The sequence below is a fragment of the Cellulomonas edaphi genome, from assembly GCF_030362815.1.
Taxonomy (GTDB): Bacteria; Actinomycetota; Actinomycetes; order Actinomycetales; family Cellulomonadaceae; genus Cellulomonas; species Cellulomonas edaphi.
On sequence record NZ_JAUCGR010000002.1, the window covers coordinates 124481 to 141201 of the forward strand.

The window sequence follows — 16721 nt, forward strand, 5'->3', positions numbered from 1 at the left end:
GCCGTGACCGCACCGGAGGACGCCCGCCCGGAGCGCCGGCGGGGTGGGCGCGGCCGTGCTGCCGGCCTGCTGGTGCTGCTCGCCGCGCTGACCGGCCTGACCGCGCTGCCCACGTGGTTCACCACGACGGCCTCGACCGCGCTCGACCCCAGCGTCGTGGTGCACGCGTCGGGCGCCGACGTGGCACCCGCCGTGCCCGCGGCGGCACTCGTGCTGCTCGCGTGCGGGGCCGCGATCGCGCTCGTCGGGCGCATCGGTCGGTGGGTGGTCGTCGCGGTCGTCGCGGCGATGGGGCTGCTCGTGGTGGCGGCTGCGCTGCAGGCGCTGGCGGACCCCTGGGGCTCGGGCCTGCACCAGCTGGTGGTCGGGGCCACGAGCGTCGGCAGCGACGAGTCCGACGTGACGACGTCCGCCTGGCCGTACGTCGCGGTCGTGGTCGGGGTCGTGGTGCTCCTCGCGGCGGTCTGGCTGGGCAGCGCGTCCCGCCGCTGGGCCGCCCCGTCCCGCAGGCACGAGGGCACCACGGGCCCGAAGCCCGAGGTCCAGGACGAACGGTCCGCGTGGGACGCGCTCTCGCGCGGCGACGACCCGTCGTGACGTGCGGGTCCGTCCCGCGACGGTCCGCTAGGGTGAAGGCCGAACACCGCACGAAGGGCACTACCTGATGGCTGACAACACCCTGGCGCACCGCGCCCAGCACGCGACGACCACCGAGGCCGTGCACCTGCCGCCCACGGCGGCTCCCACCAACCACGGCAAGACGCTCGCGGCGTGGGTGACGTGCTGGACCATCGTGATCGGTGGCACGCTCGCCGGTCTGGCCGTTGCGTTCGCGCTCGTGTGGGGCTTCTGGGTGGGCATCGGCATCTGCGTCGCCGGCATCATCGCCGGGCTCGTGCTCAAGGGCATGGGCTACGGCCAGGGTGGCGCCGAGACGATCAAGCGTCAGAAGGCGAACGGCGGGCACTGACCGCCTGACCGCCGTACCGCTGTACCGCTGTACCGCTGCACGACGGTCCCTCGCGGACCGGCTCCACCGAGGTAACACCGACGTTCCCATGACGACCGCCCGGCCGTGCCTGGTGGCCGCACCCGCGATCCAGGAGGACCGATGACCACGCCGAACGAGCCGCAGAACCCGTACGGGGAAGAGCCGCAGAACCCCGCCGACCCGTTCCGCAAGCCCGAGCAGCCCGGTCCGCCGGCGCCGCAGTACGGTGCGCCCCAGGCCCCGCAGTACGGGGCGCCCCAGTACGGCGCGCCGCAGTACCCCGGTGCCTCGCAGTACCCGAGCGCGCCGCCGTACCAGGGCGGTTACGGTCCCGTCCCGCCGCCCAACTACCTGGTATGGGCGATCCTCTCCACCGTGCTGTGCTGCCTGCCGCTCGGCATCGCGTCGATCGTCTACTCGTCGCAGGTGAACACGAAGTTCGCGCAGGGCGACTACGCGGGTGCGCAGGCCTCTTCGCAGAAGGCCAAGAACTTCGCCATCTGGGGTGCCGTCATCGGCCTCGTCCTCGGCGTCGTCTGGGGAGTGGTCGTCGTCGTCACCGGCGGCATGGAGAGCTCGTCGCAGCTCTGAGCCGCGGCAGGTGAGCTGAGCAGGAGCGTGGGCATGGCATCGTCCGACCACCGGTCGCCGACCGCCGTGCCCACGCTCGCGCCCGGCACGCACCGCGGCATCGTCGCCCGGTGCGCGGGTCCCGCCGCGGTCGCGGCCGCTGCCGTGGGCGCCCTTGCCGTCCTGGCCCGGGTGGACCCGAACGCGCCGGGGCACTACCCGACGTGCCCGTTCCTGTTCCTCACCGGGCTGTACTGCCCGGGATGCGGGGCGTTGCGCGCCCTGCACGACCTCACGCAGCTCGACCTTGCCGGCGCGTGGGGCATGAACCCGCTGCTGGTGCTCGTCCTGCCCGCGCTCGTCGCGGCGTGGGTCGGGTGGACGGTGCGGTCCGCGCGCGGCCGGCCGCGCTCTCTCGTGGTGCCCGCGCGGTGGATCAACGCGTTCCTGGTGCTGGTGCTCGTGTACTGGGTGGCCCGCAACGTCCCGGCGCTCGCGCCGTGGCTGGCGCCCTGACCGGTATGGGCGGATCCGGACGACCGGTCCCACTCCTCGGGCTGTGGTCAGGGGCACCTGTGCCCGCCCGTACGATGGCGGAAGATCCCGCCCCGGTCGTCGGCTGAGCGGGGTGTGCGACCGGGGGAAGAGGTGAGGCTTCGATGACCGTCCTGGATGACATCGTCGCGGGCGTCCGTGAGGACCTCGCGCAGAGGCAGGCCGAGACGTCGCTCGACGCGCTCAAGGCAGCCGCGCTGAAGCGGCCGTCGGCCATCGAGTGCCTGAACCGCCTGCGGGTCGAGGACGCCGTCACCGTCATCGCCGAGGTCAAGCGCTCGAGCCCCAGCAAGGGTGCGCTCGCGAAGATCGCCGACCCCGCGGCGCTCGCCGCCGAGTACGAGAAGGGCGGCGCGACCGCCATCTCGGTGCTCACCGAGCAGCGTCGGTTCAACGGCTCCCTGGCGGACCTGGACGCCGTGCGCGCGACGGTCGACATCCCCGTGCTGCGCAAGGACTTCATCGTCACGCCGTACCAGGTGTGGGAGGCGCGCGCGCACGGTGCCGACCTGTGCCTGCTCATCGTCGCCGCGCTCGAGCAGACGGTGCTCGAGTCGCTCGTCGAGCGCGTGCATTCGCTCGGCATGACCGCCCTGGTCGAGGTGCACGACACCGAGGAGGTGGCCCGCGCGGTCGACGCGGGCGCCCGCGTCATCGGCGTCAACGCGCGCGACCTCAAGTCCCTCGAGGTGGACCGCACCACGTTCTCCCGCGTCGCCCCGGCCATCCCCTCGAACATCGTGAAGATCGCGGAGTCGGGCGTGCGCGGACCGCACGACGTCATGGACTACGCGCGCGCCGGTGCGGACGTCGTGCTCGTCGGCGAGGCGCTCGTCACCGACGACGCGCCGCGGGAGTCGGTCGCCGACCTGGTCGCGGCCGGCGCCCACCCCTCGCTGCGGGCGGTGCGCCAGTGACCGGCGGTGCCGCAGCGGGCCGTCCCGACGTCCACCCTCAGGCCGTGAGCGGCCCCCTCGCCTCGCACGCCGGCCCGTACTTCGGCGACTTCGGCGGCCGCTTCGTCCCCGAGGCGTTGATCGCCGCGCTGGACGAGCTCGACACGGCGTACCACAAGGCGCAGAGCGACCCGGCGTTCGGCGCCGAGCTGGCGCGCCTGCACCGCACCTACACCGGGCGGCCCAGCCCGCTGACCGAGGTGCCGCGGTTCGCCGCGCACGTCGGCGAGGGGGTGCGCGTGTTCCTCAAGCGCGAGGACCTGAACCACACGGGCTCGCACAAGATCAACAACGTGCTGGGCCAGGCGCTGCTGGTCAAGCGCATGGGCAAGACGCGCCTCATCGCCGAGACGGGTGCCGGGCAGCACGGCGTGGCCACGGCCACGGCCGCGGCGCTCATGGACCTCGAGTGCGTCGTGTACATGGGCGAGGAGGACACCAGGCGCCAGGCGCTCAACGTCGCCCGGATGGAGCTGCTCGGCGCGACCGTCGTGCCCGTCCAGGTGGGCACGCGCACGCTCAAGGACGCCATCAACGAGGCCCTGCGCGACTGGGTGGCCAACGTCGAGACCACGCACTACCTGCTGGGCACCGTGACCGGGCCGCACCCGTTCCCCGAGATGGTGCGTGACTTCCACAAGATCATCGGCGAGGAGGCGAAGGCACAGCTCGCCACGGAGATCGGACGCCTGCCGGACGCCGTCGCCGCGTGCGTGGGCGGGGGCTCCAACGCGATGGGCATCTTCAACGCGTTCCTGGACGAGCCCGACGTGCGCCTGTTCGGTTTCGAGGCCGGTGGGCTCGGCGTCTCGTCGGGCAAGCACTCCGCGCGCTTCTCCGGCGGCGAGCCCGGCGTGCTGCACGGCTCGCGCTCGTACCTGCTGCAGGACGAGGACGGCCAGACGCTGCCCAGCCACTCCGTCTCGGCCGGGCTGGACTACCCCAGCGTGGGGCCCGAGCACGCGTGGCTGCACGACATCGGCCGTGCGGAGTACCGGCCGGTGAGCGACCACGAGGCCATGGAGGCGTTCCGGGTCCTGTGCCGCACGGAGGGCATCATCCCCGCGATCGAGTCGGCGCATGCCCTGGCCGGCGCGATCCAGCTGGGCCGCGAGGCGCGCGAGTGGTCGGACGAGCCCGTGCTGCTGGTGAACCTGTCCGGGCGTGGGGACAAGGACGTGGCGACCGCGGCCGCGTGGTTCGACCTCATCGAGGACGAGCCCGTGGTCAAGGCGGACGAGGGGGAGCAGCTGTGAGCGTCACCGTCGCGTCGCAGGTGGGCGCGCACCTGGACGAGCTGAGGGCCCAGCAGGGCCGCGCGGCGCTCGTCGGCTACCTGCCGGTCGGGTTCCCGACCGTGCCGGGATCGGTCGACGCCGTCCGCACGATGGTCGACGCGGGCGTCGACGTCGTCGAGCTCGGCATGCCCTACAGCGACCCCGTCATGGACGGGCCGACCATCCAGCGCGCCGCGGACGTCGCCCTCGCCGGGGGCACGCGCGTGCGGGACACCATCGCCGCCGTCGAGCAGGTCTCGGGCCGCGGTGCGCCCATCCTGGTGATGACGTACTGGAACCTGGTGCTGCGCTACGGCGTCGACGCCTACGCGCGCGACCTCGCCAACGCGGGCGGCGCCGGGCTCATCACGCCGGACCTCATCCCCGACGAGGCGGCCCAGTGGCTCACGTCGTCGGACGCCTACGGTCTGGACCGCGTGTTCCTGGTCGCGCCCAGCTCGACGCGGGAGCGGCTGGCCTCGACCGCGGCCGCGTCCCGTGGCTTCGTCTACGCGGCGTCCACCATGGGCGTCACGGGCGAGCGGGCGACCGTGGGCGACCGCGCCGAGCAGCTGGTGGCCGACACCCGCGCCGCCGGCGCCGAGCGCGTGTGCGTGGGTGTGGGTGTCTCGACCCCTGAGCACGCGGCTCAGGTCGCCTCCTACGCGGACGGCGTCATCGTCGGTTCGGCGCTGGTGCGCACCCTGCTCGACGCGCCGGACCCGACTTCCGGGCTCGACTCGCTCGCCGGCCTCACGGCCGCGCTGGCGGCCGGCGTGGCCTCGGTGTCGCGGTGATCGCGTCGATCCCGAGCCCGTCGCAGGGCGTCTGGGAGCTGGGACCGGTCCCCGTGCGCGCCTACGCGCTCGCCATCCTGGTGGGCATCGTCGCGGCGGTGTTCATCGCTCGGCGACGGTGGGCGGAGCGCGGCGGCGACCCCGACACGATCCTCGAGATCGCGTTCTGGGCCGTGCCGTTCGGCATCGTCGGCGGCCGGATCTACCACCTCATCACCTCGCCCGACCAGTACTTCGGTCCGGGCGGCGACCCGTGGCGCGCCCTCCAGATCTGGGAGGGCGGCCTCGGCATCTGGGGCGCGATCGCGTTCGGCGCGGTCGGCGCCTGGATCGGTGCGCGACGCCAGGGCGTCAGGCTGCCGCCGTTCGCGGACTCGGTGGCCCCGGGACTGCTCGTGGCGCAGGCGATCGGACGCCTCGGCAACTGGTTCAACCAGGAGCTCTTCGGCAGCCCGACCACGCTTCCGTGGGGCCTGCAGGTCAGCGACGAGAAGGCGCTCGAGGCGGGCTACGAGCCCGGCACGCTCTTCCACCCGACGTTCCTGTACGAGCTGGTCTGGAACCTCGGTGGTGCCGCGTTGCTCGTCTGGCTCGACCGCAAGTTCCGGCTCGGGCACGGCCGGGTGTTCTGGCTGTACGTGATGATCTACACGAGCGGCCGGTTCTGGATCGAGATGCTGCGCATCGACGACCAGGCCTCGACGTTCCATCTGCTGGGTCTTCGTATCAACGTCTGGGTATCGATCGTGGCCTTCGTCGGCGCGCTGGTAGCGTTCGTGGTGGTCGGACGCCGCCACCCCGGACGTGAGACGACCCTTCTGCTGGCACCCCCGACCACGCAGGACGACGAGGACGAGGCTGCAGACCTGAGCCGCTGACCAGCGCAGGTGTGAGCCACCTCACAAGAGGCGATGCGTTCGGAAATGTTTCCGAGTTGTATCGTCGCCACACGTCAGGGCCGACGACGTCCCGCGTTCCCCCCATGTTCGTGCTATGCCCCGATGTCGTCGGGGTCCGTAAGGACGGTACTGATGTCGACGTCGCCCCTGAGCCCCCTCGTGGCGTCTCCGCCCGGCTCACGCTCGGCCGCGGGCCTGTACGACCCCGCCTCCGAGCACGACGCCTGTGGCTTCGCGTTCGTCGCGACCCTGCGTGGCACGCCCGGCCGTGACATCGTCGACGCCGGTCTGACCGCGCTGCTCAACCTCGACCACCGCGGCGCGGTGGGTGCCGAGGAGGACAGCGGCGACGGCGCGGGCATCCTCACCCAGATCCCCGACGCGTTCCTGCGCGACGTCGTGGACGCCGAGCTGCCCGCGGCCGGCTTCTACGCGATCGGCATGGCGTTCCTGCCGCGTGACCCCGCCGAGCGCGCGGGCACCGAGGCGGCCATCGAGGCGATCGCGGCCGAGGAGAAGCTCGAGGTGCTGGCCTGGCGCGACGTCGTCGTGACCGAGGACCTCGTCGGGCCCACGGCCCGCGCGTCGATGCCCACCTTCCGTCAGCTGGTCGTCGCGGACCCGTCGCGCGAGCTGTCGGGCGTGGCGCTCGACCGCCGCACGTTCCGGCTGCGCAAGCGCACCGAGCGCGAGCTGGGCACCTACTTCGCGTCGCTGTCGGCCCGCACGCTCGCCTACAAGGGCATGCTCACGACGGGCCAGCTGGAGCCGTTCTTCGCGGACCTGTCCGACCCGCGGTACGCGAGCGAGATCGCGCTGGTCCACTCGCGCTTCTCCACCAACACGTTCCCGTCCTGGCCGCTCGCACAGCCCTTCCGGCTCGTCGCGCACAACGGCGAGATCAACACGGTGCGGGGCAACCGGAACTGGGTCGCCGCGCGCGAGGGCATGCTCTCGAGCGACCTCATCGGCGACCTGAGCCCGCTGCTGCCCGTCTGTACGCCGGGCGGCTCGGACTCCGGCAGCTTCGACGAGGTGCTCGAGCTGCTCCACCTCGCGGGCCGCCCGCTGCCGCACGCCGTGATGATGATGATCCCGGAGGCGTGGGAGAACCACGCCCAGATGGACCCGGCCCGGCGCGCGTTCTACGAGTACCACTCCACGCTCATGGAGCCGTGGGACGGCCCCGCCGCGATGTCGTTCACCGACGGCACGCTCATCGGTTCGGTGCAGGACCGCAACGGCCTGCGTCCGGGCCGGTACTGGGTCACCGAGGACGGCCTGGTCGTGTGCGCCTCCGAGGCCGGCGTGCTGGACATCGACCCCGCGCGCGTCGTCGCGAAGGGCCGGCTCGAGCCGGGCCGCATGTTCCTCGTCGACACCGGCCAGGGCCGGATCATCGAGGACGACGAGATCAAGGGCCAGCTCGCCGCGCAGCGCCCCTACGCGCAGTGGGTGCGGGAGAACTCCGCGTACCTCGAGCAGCTGCCCGAGCGCGAGCACGTCGCGCACTCGGCCGCCTCGGTGCGCCGCCGCCAGCGCGCGTTCGGCTACACCGAGGAGGAGCTCAAGATCCTGCTCGCGCCCATGGCCTCGGCCGGCGCCGAGCCGCTGGGCGCGATGGGCTCGGACACCCCGATGGCCGTGCTCTCCAGCCGCCCGCGGATGCTGTTCGACTACTTCACGCAGATGTTCGCGCAGGTCACCAACCCGCCGCTGGACGCGATCCGCGAGGAGCTGGTCACCTCGATCGGCGGCGCGATCGGCCCCGAGCCGAACCTGCTCGCCGACGGCCCGGAGCACGCGCGCAAGCTGATCCTGCCGTTCCCGGTCATCGACAACGACGAGCTCGCGAAGATCGTGCACGTCGCCAAGGAGCCGTCGCTCGGCTTCCGCGCCACCACCATCCGCGGCCTGTACCGCGCGGCGGGTGGGGGAGAGGCGCTCGAGGCCCGCCTCGAGGAGATCTTCGCCGAGGTGGACCGCGCGGTCGACGACGGCGTGAGCTTCCTGGTGCTGTCGGACCGGAACTCGGACGCCGAGCTCGCGCCCATCCCGTCGCTGCTCCTGCTGTCCGCCGTGCACCACCACACGCTGCGGCGCCACACCCGCACGCAGATCTCGCTGGTCGTCGAGGCCGGTGACGTGCGCGAGGTGCACCACGTGGCGCTGCTCATCGGGTACGGCGCGGCGGCCGTGAACCCGTACCTGGCCATGGAGACGGTCGAGGAGATGGCCCGCTCGGGCTACCTCGGCGACGTCGCGCCCCCCAAGGCGGTCGCCAACCTCATCAAGGCGCTCGGCAAGGGCGTCCTGAAGGTCATGTCCAAGATGGGCATCTCGACGATCGCGTCCTACCGCGGCGCGCAGGTCTTCGAGGCGATCGGGCTCTCGCACGCGCTCGTGGAGAAGTACTTCACCGGCACCACGAGCCGCCTGGGCGGCATCGGCCTGGACGTCATCGCGGCCGAGGTGGCCGCTCGGCACGCCGACGCCTACCCGGCGAGCGGCAACCGCTTGGCGCACCAGCGACTCGCGGTGGGCGGCGAGTACCAGTGGCGGCGCGACGGCGAGGACCACCTGTTTGACCCGGAGACGGTGTTCCGGCTCCAGCACGCCACCCGCACGCGGCAGTACGACATCTTCCGGCAGTACACGCGCCGGGTGGACGAGCAGAGCTCGCGCCTGATGACGCTGCGCGGCCTGCTCGACTTCAAGACCGGCGTGCGCGAGCCCGTCGACATCGACGAGGTCGAGCCGGTGAGCGAGATCGTCAAGCGGTTCAACACCGGTGCCATGTCCTACGGCTCGATCTCGGCCGAGGCGCACGAGACCCTCGCGGTCGCCATGAACCGGCTGGGCGCCAAGTCCAACACCGGGGAGGGCGGCGAGGACTCCGAGCGCCTGCACGACCCGGAGCGCCGCTCGGCGATCAAGCAGATCGCCTCGGGCCGCTTCGGCGTCACGAGCGAGTACCTGACCAACGCCGACGACATCCAGATCAAGCTCGCGCAGGGCGCCAAGCCCGGCGAGGGCGGTCAGCTGCCGGGGCACAAGGTGTACCCGTGGGTGGCCAAGACGCGGCACTCGACGCCGGGCGTCGGGCTCATCTCGCCCCCGCCGCACCACGACATCTACTCGATCGAGGACCTGGCGCAGCTGATCCACGACGCCAAGAACGCCAACCCGAGCGCGCGCATCCACACCAAGCTCGTCTCGGAGTTCGGCGTCGGCACCATCGCCGCCGGGGTGGCCAAGGCGCACTCCGACGTCGTGCTCATCTCGGGCCACGACGGCGGGACCGGCGCGAGCCCGCTCACGTCGCTCAAGCACGCCGGGACGCCGTGGGAGATCGGCCTCGCCGAGACCCAGCAGACCCTGGTGCTCAACGACCTGCGCGACCGGGTCGTGGTGCAGGTGGACGGCCAGCTGAAGACGGGCCGTGACGTGCTCATCGGCGCCCTGCTCGGCGCCGAGGAGTTCGGCTTCGCCACGGCGCCGCTCGTGGTGAGCGGCTGCATCATGATGCGTGTCTGCCACCTCGACACCTGCCCCGTGGGCGTCGCGACGCAGAACCCGGAGCTTCGCGCGCGCTTCACCGGCAAGCCGGAGTTCGTCGTGACCTTCATGGAGTTCATCGCGCAGGAGGTGCGCGAGCTGCTCGCGCAGCTGGGCTTCCGCACGCTGCTCGAGGCCGTCGGCCACGTCGAGGTGCTCGACACGCGCGCCGTGATCGACCACTGGAAGGCCGAGGGCCTGGACCTGACGCCCGTGCTGGCGCAGCCCGAGCCGGTCGCCGGCTCGTCGCTGCACCACACGCGGGCGCAGGACCACGGGCTGGCGCGCGCGCTGGACAACCAGCTCGTCGCGCTCGCGTCGGACGCCCTGGAGCGGCGCGAGCCGGTCCGCATCGACCTGCCGGTCCGCAACGTCAACCGCACCGTCGGGACGATGCTCGGCCACGAGGTCACCAAGCGGTACGGCGGCGCGGGCCTGGCCGACGACACCATCGACGTGACCCTCACGGGCTCGGCGGGCCAGTCGTTCGGCGCGTTCCTGCCGCGCGGCATCACGCTGCGGCTGTTCGGCGACGCCAACGACTACGTCGGCAAGGGGCTGTCCGGCGGGCGGATCATCGTGCGGCCGGACCGCAAGGCCGTGCTGTCGGGCGCCCACAACGTGGTCGCCGGCAACGTGATCGGCTACGGCGCGACGTCCGGCCAGATCTTCCTGCGCGGGCTCGTGGGCGAGCGTTTCGGGGTCCGGAACTCCGGTGCCACGCTGGTGGTCGAGGGCGTGGGCGACCACGGCTGCGAGTACATGACGGGCGGCACCGTGCTGGTGCTCGGACGCACGGGGCGCAACTTCGGGGCCGGCATGTCAGGCGGCACGGCCTACGTGCTGGACCTGCGCCCCGCGCTCGTGAACGTCGACGCCGTCCGCACCGGCGAGCTCTCGCTGGACCCGCTTGACGACGAGGACTTCGCGCTCGTCGAGCAGCTGATCCGCGCGCACCACGAGGAGACGGGCTCGCCCGTCGCGGCCCAGCTCCTCGACGACCCTGCGGCGACGCGTGCCCGCTTCACGCGCCTGCTGCCCACCGAGTACGCCCGCGTCCGCCGCGCGCTGGCCAAGGCCGAGGCCGACGGCCTCGACCCGGCCGCGCCCGGCGTGTGGGACCAGATCCTGGAGGTGGCCCGTGGCTGACCCCCGCGGCTTCCTGAAGGTTCGCGACCGCGAGCTTCCGCCGAACCGTCCCGTCGAGGTGCGCCTGCGCGACTGGAAGGACGTGCACGCCCACCTCGAGCAGGGCCAGCCCTTCCTCAAGGAGCAGGCGGGCCGCTGCATGGACTGCGGCATCCCGTTCTGCCACAACGGCTGCCCGCTGGGGAACCTCATCCCCGAGTGGAACGACCTGGTGTGGCGCGGCCAGTGGGGCGACGCGATCGACCGGCTGCACGCGACCAACAACTTCCCCGAGTTCACGGGGCGCATCTGCCCGGCGCCGTGCGAGTCGTCGTGCGTGCTGGGCATCAACCAGCCGCCCGTGACCATCAAGAACGTCGAGGTCTCGATCATCGACGAGGCGTTCGACCGGGGACTGGTCACGCCGCAGGTGCCGCAGCGCCTGACCGGCCACACGGTCGCCGTCGTGGGCTCCGGCCCTGCCGGGCTGGCCGCCGCGCAGCAGCTCACGCGCGCCGGGCACACCGTCGCGGTGTACGAGCGCGACGACGCGATCGGCGGCCTGCTGCGCTACGGCGTGCCCGACTTCAAGCTCGAGAAGGTGCACATCGACCGGCGCCTGGAGCAGATGTCGGCCGAGGGCACGCGGTTCCGCGCTGGTGTCGAGGTGGGTCGCGACGTGACGTGGGCCCAGCTGCAGGCGCGCTACGACGCGATCGTCATCGCGACCGGCGCGACCGTGCCGCGTGAGCTGCAGGTGCCGGGCAAGGAGCTCGCCGGCGTCCACCCCGCCATGGAGTACCTGCACCAGGCGAACGCGGTCGCCGCGGGCAAGACCGTCGAGAACCAGATCTCGGCCGAGGGCCGGCACGTCGTCATCATCGGGGGCGGCGACACCGGCTCCGACTGCCTCGGCACCGCGCTGCGGCAGGGGGCGGCGTCGGTCACCACGCTGGCCATCGGCAAGAAGCCGCCGGTGGACCGGCCGGCGAACCAGCCGTGGCCCACGGACCCGATCACGTTCGAGGTGTCGTCGTCGCACGAGGAGGGTGGCGAGCGCGCCTACCTCGCGTCGACCGTCGAGTTCGTGGGTGGCGACCGGGTGCAGAGCCTGCGCCTGGCGACCACCGAGTACCTGCCGGACGGCCGTCGCGTGCCCACCCCGGGCACCGAGCGCGAGATCCCCGCGGACCTCGTCCTCGTGGCGATGGGCTTCACCGGCCCGGAGACCACCCCGCTCACCGACCAGCTCGGCATCGAGCTGACCGGCCGTGGGCTGGTCGCGCGCGACGACGACTTCGCCACGACCGTGCCCGGCGTCTTCGTCGCCGGCGACGCGGGCCGCGGGCAGTCGCTCGTCGTGTGGGCCATCGCCGAGGGCCGCGCCGCGGCCGCGGCGGTGGACACCTATCTGTCGGGTGCCACCGAGCTTCCGAGCCCGGTCACCGCGTCCACAGTGGCCTTGCGCCCCTGACCACACCCGGACCGTTCGCTACCGCCCGGGGACCTCGGTCGGCCGGGACGTTCGGTCCGACCATCAGAACCCGAAAGGCATAGGCTCGCTTTCATGCGTAGAGCAAAGATCGTCTGCACCCTTGGTCCCGCGACCGAGTCCCTCGAGCAGATCCAGGCCCTGGTCGACGCCGGTATGGACGTCGCCCGCATCAACCGGAGCCACGGCGAGGCCAGCGAGCACGCCCAGGTGATCGCCAACGTCCGCGCGGCCGCCCAGGCCTCCGGTCGCTCGGTCGCCGTCCTGGTCGACCTCCAGGGACCCAAGATCCGCCTCGGTCGCTTCGTCGAGGGCAAGCACGACCTCGCGGTCGGTGACACCTTCACGATCACGACCGACGACGTGGACGGCACCAAGGAGCGCGTCTCGACGACGTTCAAGGGCCTGACCGGCGACGTGAGCCCCGGCGACCCCATCCTCATCGACGACGGCAAGGTGCTGGTGCGCGTCATCAGCGTCGAGGGCAACGACGTCGTCACGCGCGTCGAGGTTCCGGGCACGGTCTCGAACAACAAGGGCCTCAACCTCCCGGGCGTCGCGGTCTCGGTCCCCGCAATGAGCGACAAGGACGAGGCCGACCTGCGGTGGGGCCTGGCGCAGGGCGCCGACTTCATCGCGCTGTCCTTCGTCCGCAACGCGGCCGACTACGACGGCGTGCGTCGCATCATGGACGAGGAGAACCGGGTGGTCCCGGTCATCGCCAAGATCGAGAAGCCGCAGGCCGTCGACAACCTGGCCGAGATCGTCGCTGCGTTCGACGGCATCATGGTCGCCCGTGGCGACCTCGGTGTCGAGCTGCCCCTGGAGCAGGTGCCGCTGGTCCAGAAGCGCGCGGTCGAGCTCGCCCGCCGCAACGCCAAGCCGGTCATCGTGGCCACCCAGGTGCTCGAGTCGATGACGACCAACCCCCGTCCGACGCGCGCCGAGACCTCGGACTGCGCCAACGCGGTGCTCGACGGCGCGGACGCGGTCATGCTCTCGGGCGAGACGAGCGTCGGCATCTACCCCATCGAGACGGTCCGCACCATGGCGCGCATCATCGAGGCGACCGAGGAGCTCGGCCGCGAGCGGATCGCGCCGCTCGGCTCGACCCCGCACACGCGCGGTGGTGCCATCACGCGTGCCGCCGCCGAGATCGGCGAGACCGTGGGCGTGAAGTACCTCGTCACGTTCACGCAGTCCGGTGACTCGGCGCGCCGCATGTCGCGTCTGCGCTCGGGCATCCCGCTGCTGGCGTTCACGCCCGAGCACTCGGTGGCCAACGTCCTCTCGCTGTCGTGGGGCGTCCAGTCCTACGAGGTCCCCTCGGTGGGCAGCACGGACGAGATGGTGCACCAGGTCGACCAGACCCTGCGCGCCAACGGCCTCGCCGAGGACGGCGACTACGTCGTCGTCGTGTCGGGCGCACCGGTCGGTGTCGCCGGCTCGACCAACTCGATCGTCGTGCACAAGATCGGTGACGACGCGGGCGGCCGCGTCGCCTGACGTCTGACAGCACGAGAGCGGGCCCGTGACCTCAGGTCACGGGCCCGCTCTCGTCATGTGCCGGCGGGCTCAGCTGGTCGAGACGCGGCCCGTCAGGCCACGGGCGCGCAGCACGTGCCGCTCGAGCGGGGCGAAGAACAGCAGCTCGATGGCGATGCCCACGAGGAAGATCAGGCCGATCGCGGCCACCACGAGCGCCATGTCGCTCGTGTCGCGCCCGATGGCCAGGACCTGACCCAGCCCGGTGCCGAGCTGCGGGGACATGGTGATGAGCTCGGCCGCCATGAGGGAGCGCCAGGCGAAGGCCCAGCCCTGCTTGAGCCCGCCGAGGAAGCCGGGCAGCGCGGCGGGCAGCAGCACGAACCGGATGCGGGTCCAGCCCTGGGCCCCGAGCACCTGCCCCACGCGCAGGTAGAGGGGCGGCACCTGGTCCGTGCCGGAGAGCAGGCCGTTGACGATCGACGGCACGGCTCCGAGGAGGATCACCGCGTAGATGGTCGCGTTGCTCAGCTGGAACCAGATGATCGCGGCGGGCACCCAGGCGACCGAGGGCAGGGTCTGCAGGCCCGTGATGATCGGCCCGAGGGCGCGGCGCAGGAAGCTCGACGCGGCCAGGGCGACACCGAGCGCGACGCCGACGACGACCGACATGGCGAAGCCGACGACGGCGCGCTGCAGGCTCAACGCCACGGCCCGGCCGGCCGTGCCGTCGCGCACGGCCTCGACGAACGCCGTCCACGTGTCGGCAGGACTCGGCAGGGCGTAGGGGGGCTTGAGCTCGAGCAGGTAGGCGACCTGCCACAGCAGCACCAGGGTGGCGAGCGCGGCGAGGACCGGCCAGACCGACCGCCAGGCCTCGCGCCACCAGGGGGCGTGCTCGGCGACGACGGGCGTCTCGAGGGCGTCGAGGCCCGCGGCGAGCTCGTCGGCCGAGGACCGTGTGAGCGGCGTCGTCTCAGTGGCCATGGCGGGCGATCTCCGTCCGGAGGTGGTCGGTGATCTCGAGGCTCAGCCGCGAGACGTCAGGGTCCTCGATGCGACGGGGATGGGGGATGTCGACCGTCCACTCGCGGGCGATCCGGCCGGGGCGGGACGACAGGAGGACCACGCGCTGCCCCAGTCGTACGGCCTCGCGCACGTTGTGCGTCACGAACAGCACGGCCCGGCCGGTCTCGGACCAGATGCGGGTGAGCTCCTCGTGCAGCACGTCGCGGGTGATCGCGTCGAGAGCGGCGAACGGCTCATCCATGAGCAGCAGCTCACCCTCCTGGGCGAGTGCCCGCGCCAGCGCCACGCGCTGCCGCATGCCGCCCGACAGCTCGTGCACGCGCTTCGCATGCGCGTCCTCGAGGCGGACCAGGCTGAGCAGGCGCAGGGCCTCGGCCCGGCGCTGGTTGCGCGGGACGCCGCGCAGGCGCAGGGCGAGCTCCACGTTGGCGCCCGCGGTGAGCCACGGGAACAGCGCAGGCTCCTGGAACATCAGGGCGGGGCTGCCCGCGGGCACCTCCACCGTCCCCGCGGTCGGCTGGTCCAGCCCGGCGACGAGCGCGAGGAGGGTGGACTTGCCGCAGCCGGAGGCGCCCAGGAGGCACACGAACTCGCCGGGAGCCACCGCGAGGTCGATGCCGTCCAGCACGGGTGGCCGCGAGGTCTCCCCGAAGTGGTGGGACACACCGGTCAGGCGTGCCGCGACGGCGGCCGGGACCGCGAGGCCCGGGCCGCCGACCGCCGTCGCGGTGCTCACGCGCCCTGACCCAGGCCGGCGTCGGAGACGGGCTCCTGACCGTCGGCCTTGAGCACCTCGTTGAGCAGCGTCAGGTCGTAGATGCCGTGCAGGTCGGTCTCCTTCGAGGTCCCCGCCGCGACGCCGTGGTCGGCCGAGGTCTGCAGGCTCGAGGCGATCGGGTCGAGCGTGATCCGCAGGTTGCCCCACGCCCGGTCCAGCACGTCCTGCGAGAGGGCCTTGTCGCTCAGCTTCTCGATCGCCTCGTTGGCCTTGGTCTTGGCGGCGTCGGAGTTCTGGGAGATCCAGTCGACCGTCTGCGACTCGGCCTCGAGCAGGTGCTTGACCGTGGCGGGGTACTTCTCGAGGTAGTCCGTGGAGACGATCAGGTGGGTCGTGACGAAGTCGCCCTGCGGCCACAGGTCCTTCTCGTCCACGAGCACGTGCGCGCCGGCGTCGACCACGAGCCGCGAGGCCCAGGGCTCGGGCAGCCACGCACCGTCGACCTCGCCCGCCTTGAACAGGTCGAGCGTCTGCGAGTTCTCCTGCGGCGCGATGTTGACGTCGCTGGCACCTCCCGTCAGGGACGTCTTGAGCCCCTGGTCGGACAGCCAGGCGCGCAGCGCGACGTCCTGCGTGTTGCCCAGCTGCGGCGTCGCGAGCGTGGTGCCCTTGAGGTCCGCCGGCGAGTCGATCCCGTCGCGGACCACCAGCTGCGCGCCGCCCGAGGTGGCGCCCGCGATGATCCGGACCGCCTTGCCGTCGGACTTCGAGAAGGCGTTGATGGCGGGGTTCGGGCCGACGAACGTCGCGTCGATCGCGCCGGCGAACAGCGCCTCGACCGCCTCGGGACCGGCGTTGAAGATCTGGGTGCTGAGCTTGGTCGAGCCGAGGTCCTTCTGGAAGGTGCCGTCGGCGACCCCCACGAGCGGGACGGCGTGCGTCAGGTTGGCGAAGTACCCGAGCCGCAGCTCGGGCGCCTGCTCGGCGGAGGCGCCCGACGGCTTGGTCGTGGCCTGGGCGTCGTCGGAGGAGCAGGCGGCGAGCGTGGCGACGAGTCCGGCGAGCGCGGTCGCGGCGATCGCGACGGTCAGACGGCGGGGGCGACGGGCGGAGTTCATGAGATTCCTCGAGGGCAGTGGCGCGAGGCGCCGGGGATCGGTGGGCAGCAGCTCTGGCGGGCACGACGAGGTCGACGACATCGACGGGAGCGGGCGCCGCGACGCGCAGCCGGATCAGGGGCAGCGTCGACGACCGGGGACGAGAGAA

Annotated in this window: 14 protein-coding genes; 11 read left to right on the forward strand and 3 right to left on the reverse strand. The window is 72.4% G+C overall.

The annotated features are described in order from the left end of the window. Nucleotides 1–3 precede the first annotated feature (3 nt). From QRT05_RS06780 to pyk, 11 genes are all read left to right on the forward strand, one after another. Nucleotides 4–597 (forward strand): Trp biosynthesis-associated membrane protein, encoded by a 594-nt coding sequence (locus tag QRT05_RS06780; protein ID WP_289446278.1) that lies wholly within the window; start codon nt 4–6, stop codon nt 595–597. A gap of 67 nt (nt 598–664) precedes the next feature. Beyond that, complete coding sequence (locus QRT05_RS06785; RefSeq protein WP_289446279.1) at nt 665–970, forward strand: HGxxPAAW family protein; 306 nt, start codon at nt 665–667, stop codon at nt 968–970. Nucleotides 971–1111: 141 nt separating this feature from the next. Next, nucleotides 1112–1582, forward strand: coding sequence for a CD225/dispanin family protein (locus QRT05_RS06790; protein ID WP_289446280.1), 471 nt, complete (start codon nt 1112–1114; stop codon nt 1580–1582). A 33-nt stretch (nt 1583–1615) separates the two neighbouring features. Further along, on the forward strand, nt 1616–2077 hold the full coding sequence (locus QRT05_RS06795; RefSeq protein ID WP_289446281.1) for a DUF2752 domain-containing protein: 462 nt from the start codon (nt 1616–1618) through the stop codon (nt 2075–2077). A 143-nt stretch (nt 2078–2220) separates the two neighbouring features. Further along, nucleotides 2221–3033 (forward strand): indole-3-glycerol phosphate synthase TrpC, encoded by an 813-nt coding sequence (gene trpC / locus QRT05_RS06800; protein ID WP_289446282.1) that lies wholly within the window; start codon nt 2221–2223, stop codon nt 3031–3033. Between the two features lie 44 nt (nt 3034–3077). Continuing rightward, complete coding sequence (gene trpB, locus QRT05_RS06805) at nt 3078–4328, forward strand: tryptophan synthase subunit beta (RefSeq protein ID WP_289446284.1); 1251 nt, start codon at nt 3078–3080, stop codon at nt 4326–4328. Then, nucleotides 4325–5146: a tryptophan synthase subunit alpha gene (trpA, locus tag QRT05_RS06810; protein WP_289446285.1), complete on the forward strand. Its 822-nt coding sequence runs from the start codon at nt 4325–4327 to the stop codon at nt 5144–5146. The genes trpB and trpA overlap by 4 nt, the downstream gene beginning before the upstream one ends. After that, on the forward strand, nt 5143–6024 hold the full coding sequence (gene lgt / locus QRT05_RS06815; RefSeq protein ID WP_289446286.1) for a prolipoprotein diacylglyceryl transferase: 882 nt from the start codon (nt 5143–5145) through the stop codon (nt 6022–6024). The genes trpA and lgt overlap by 4 nt, the downstream gene beginning before the upstream one ends. Nucleotides 6025–6177: 153 nt before the next feature. Next, nucleotides 6178–10752, forward strand: a complete 4575-nt coding sequence (gene gltB, locus QRT05_RS06820; protein ID WP_289446287.1) for a glutamate synthase large subunit — start codon at nt 6178–6180, stop codon at nt 10750–10752. Then, nucleotides 10745–12205, forward strand: a complete 1461-nt coding sequence (locus QRT05_RS06825) for a glutamate synthase subunit beta (protein WP_289446288.1) — start codon at nt 10745–10747, stop codon at nt 12203–12205. Before gltB ends, QRT05_RS06825 begins: the two co-directional genes overlap by 8 nt. A gap of 93 nt (nt 12206–12298) precedes the next feature. After that, nucleotides 12299–13729: a pyruvate kinase gene (gene pyk, locus QRT05_RS06830; protein ID WP_289446290.1), complete on the forward strand. Its 1431-nt coding sequence runs from the start codon at nt 12299–12301 to the stop codon at nt 13727–13729. Nucleotides 13730–13798: 69 nt separating this feature from the next. Here pyk and QRT05_RS06835 read toward each other — a convergent pair whose 3' ends face one another. Genes QRT05_RS06835 through QRT05_RS06845 form a run of 3 tightly spaced genes read right to left on the reverse strand, consistent with a single transcriptional unit; the run spans nt 13799 to nt 16573 of the window. Further along, a complete protein-coding gene (locus tag QRT05_RS06835; RefSeq protein WP_289446291.1) occupies nt 13799–14695 on the reverse strand; it encodes an ABC transporter permease in 897 nt (298 codons plus the stop codon). Continuing rightward, a complete protein-coding gene (locus tag QRT05_RS06840) occupies nt 14685–15473 on the reverse strand; it encodes an ABC transporter ATP-binding protein (RefSeq protein WP_407650314.1) in 789 nt (262 codons plus the stop codon). The genes QRT05_RS06835 and QRT05_RS06840 overlap by 11 nt, the downstream gene beginning before the upstream one ends. Beyond that, nucleotides 15470–16573, reverse strand: coding sequence for an ABC transporter substrate-binding protein (locus tag QRT05_RS06845; protein ID WP_289446292.1), 1104 nt, complete (start codon nt 16571–16573; stop codon nt 15470–15472). The genes QRT05_RS06840 and QRT05_RS06845 overlap by 4 nt, the downstream gene beginning before the upstream one ends. Between the last annotated feature and the right edge of the window lie 148 nt (nt 16574–16721).

Bases quoted from the DNA above. Each gene is read 5' to 3' on its own strand.
- QRT05_RS06785 (WP_289446279.1), top strand. From the start codon at position 665: ATGGCTGACAACACCCTGGCGCACCGCGCCCAGCACGCGACGACCACC.
- QRT05_RS06790 (WP_289446280.1), top strand. From the start codon at position 1,112: ATGACCACGCCGAACGAGCCGCAGAACCCGTACGGGGAAGAGCCGCAG.
- QRT05_RS06795 (WP_289446281.1), top strand. From the start codon at position 1,616: ATGGCATCGTCCGACCACCGGTCGCCGACCGCCGTGCCCACGCTCGCG.
- trpC (WP_289446282.1), top strand. From the start codon at position 2,221: ATGACCGTCCTGGATGACATCGTCGCGGGCGTCCGTGAGGACCTCGCG.
- gltB (WP_289446287.1), top strand. From the start codon at position 6,178: ATGTCGACGTCGCCCCTGAGCCCCCTCGTGGCGTCTCCGCCCGGCTCA.
- pyk (WP_289446290.1), top strand. From the start codon at position 12,299: ATGCGTAGAGCAAAGATCGTCTGCACCCTTGGTCCCGCGACCGAGTCC.
- QRT05_RS06835 (WP_289446291.1), bottom strand. From the start codon at position 14,695: ATGGCCACTGAGACGACGCCGCTCACACGGTCCTCGGCCGACGAGCTC.
- QRT05_RS06845 (WP_289446292.1), bottom strand. From the start codon at position 16,573: ATGAACTCCGCCCGTCGCCCCCGCCGTCTGACCGTCGCGATCGCCGCG.